3 protein-coding genes are annotated in these 1,978 nt (G+C 71.8%); 1 reads left to right on the forward strand and 2 read right to left on the reverse strand.

Annotated elements, in window-relative coordinates; genetic code table 11:
- Both D7Y13_RS41180 and D7Y13_RS41185 read right to left on the reverse strand, forming a co-directional pair.
- A partial coding sequence (locus D7Y13_RS41180; protein WP_147452638.1) for a CinA family protein occupies nucleotides 1-296 on the reverse strand: 296 nt, incomplete at its 3' end.
- A complete protein-coding gene (locus D7Y13_RS41185; protein ID WP_120538076.1) occupies nucleotides 293-1,402 on the reverse strand; it encodes a GRAS family protein in 1,110 nt (369 codons plus the stop codon). The genes D7Y13_RS41180 and D7Y13_RS41185, both read right to left, overlap by 4 nt.
- 377 nt (nucleotides 1,403-1,779) lie before the next feature.
- On the opposite strand from D7Y13_RS41185, the gene D7Y13_RS41190 reads away from it, so the two are divergent.
- The coding region (locus D7Y13_RS41190; protein ID WP_147452639.1) for a hypothetical protein at nucleotides 1,780-1,978 on the forward strand (199 nt) is incomplete at its 3' end.

Consider the following 1,978-nt stretch of genomic DNA (forward strand, 5'->3'; position numbering starts at 1 on the left):
GCCACGCCCCAGTCCGCCCACGAGCGCTCCAGCGCCCCCGCCACCATCGCGCCCACCGCCTCCGCGCTCACCGACCCGTGCGCTCGCAACAGCGCCAGCGGCACCCCCAATTGCTCCCCCTTCGACTCGTTCGAGTACGGCACGAAGCCGCGCTCCACCACCGCCGACGCCCCCGGCACGTCCGTCAGCGCCGCCGTGATGAGCCCTCCCGTGCACGCCTCCGCCAACACCACGCGCACGTTCAATTCACGGCAGCGCGCAATCACTCGCGGCGCCAGGGCCTCCAGGTCGCTCATGAGCGCTCCCCGGGCACCGCCGCCAGCACCGCCACCAGCACGTCGCTCCGGAAGGTGATGCCCACCGTGCCCTCTTCCGCGCGCAGCCCCACCGCCGGGTGCACGCCCGACGGACACACCGCCTCCATGGCGCCCCTCGGCCGGAAGCCCGCCTTGCGCAACCGCTCCCACCAGACGAGCGCCGTCTCGTGGCGCTCGCACCGCTCCCGCTCGTTCACCGTACCCACGATGTCATCCACCTCCCGGCCGAAGAACCGCTTGATGGCGCGGCGATCTCCCGCTGGCACCTCCAGCGTATCCAGCAACTGGAACACGCGGGAGAAGTGATGCCACGCATTGGCCAGCCGCTCGCGCGCCGGGGCGCGGTGGTGGTCCACGTTGGGCTCGCACAACACCACCCCCACCGGCCCCAGCGAGGCAATGCTCGCGAGCACCGCGTCGCGCGGCTCGACGTGCTCGGAGGCCCCGTCCACCACGTGGTGCAGCGCGAACGCCGCGTTCACCACCAGCGGCCGGCGCACGCTTCGCAACGCGGACCACACCGCCGGGTCCAGGTCCTCCACCGGTGACTCCAACCCCACGAACTCCAGCGACAGCCCCACCTCCTCCGCCACCGCCCTCAGCGCGCCGTGCGCTTCCCGCAGGCTGGCCCCGCTGGGGTCCACGCCCACCACCGACAGGTGCTTCGGCAGCGCTCCCGCCTTCGCCAGCACGCGCAGCAGGTTGCACTCCTGGCGCCCCTGGCCGATGCCCACGTCCAGCAGCGTCGCCTCGTCGTGGCCCCGCAGGAACTCCAGGAGCAGCGTGTTCGCCACCGCGTCCGCCGTCGAGGCCAGGGGCAGGTGCTTCATCAACTGCCGGAACAGGTCGATCTGCGGCGCGCCTCCGTCCAGCTCCGAGGCCCGGTACGGATGCAGCGCCCCCGTCGCCCCCTCCAACCTCCGCGACAGCGCCGTCGCGAACACGCCGTAGTTCTCGTCCTCCGCCACCCGCTCCACATCCAGCAACCGGTACAGCCCCGCCAAGGTCTCCACCGCCTCCACCGTCCGTGATGACAACGCATGGTCCATCGCCTGGAGCAGCAGTTCATCCTTCGGCGTGCGCATGCGTCCTCCCTCGGGAAACCTTGGCCGCGGCTTCCGTTCGACTTGAAAAACTGTAACGACCCCCCTGTTCTCCACTCCAGGGGCAGGCACCGCGGGCGCATCCCGCCGTGCACGCGTGCACATCCCGCCCGCCCTCGTGGTCGGAGTGGCCGGAGCCGGTGGAAATGGCGTGAGGCGTGAGGGGAGAGGCCGTCATGGGACCGGGGTCCCGTAGCGTTCTCACCCGATTTCGTTGCCGGAATCGTCCGGCCGGCCCGTATGACGTTCACGGACCGTCTTCCACCCAGGGCCGGGGGACGGCCCGGACGCCTTCATTGGAGTCCCATGGAAGCCTGCGGTGACAGTGTCGAGGGGGTCCGGTGTTGAAGCGGCCACCCATGTTCCCCCTCCGTGCCCTCCGACTGGTCCCGGCCCTCCTGCTGCTCGCCGGCACGGGCGCGCGCGCCCAGGGCGTCCCTTCCGGCACCAGTGAGCCCCGCACGGTGGAGCTGGACGTCCAGTCCACCGACGGGGGACAGACCCTCTCCGCCGAGGACGCCGCCCGCCTGGGGCTCTCCCCCGACGCGGGCGACACCG

Source organism: Corallococcus praedator (assembly GCF_003612125.1).
Classification (GTDB): Bacteria; Myxococcota; Myxococcia; order Myxococcales; family Myxococcaceae; genus Corallococcus; species Corallococcus praedator.

What these genes read in the sequence shown, in the direction of transcription:
- D7Y13_RS41185 (WP_120538076.1), bottom strand. Translation starts at nt 1,402, where the DNA reads ATGCGCACGCCGAAGGATGAACTGCTGCTCCAGGCGATGGACCATGCG.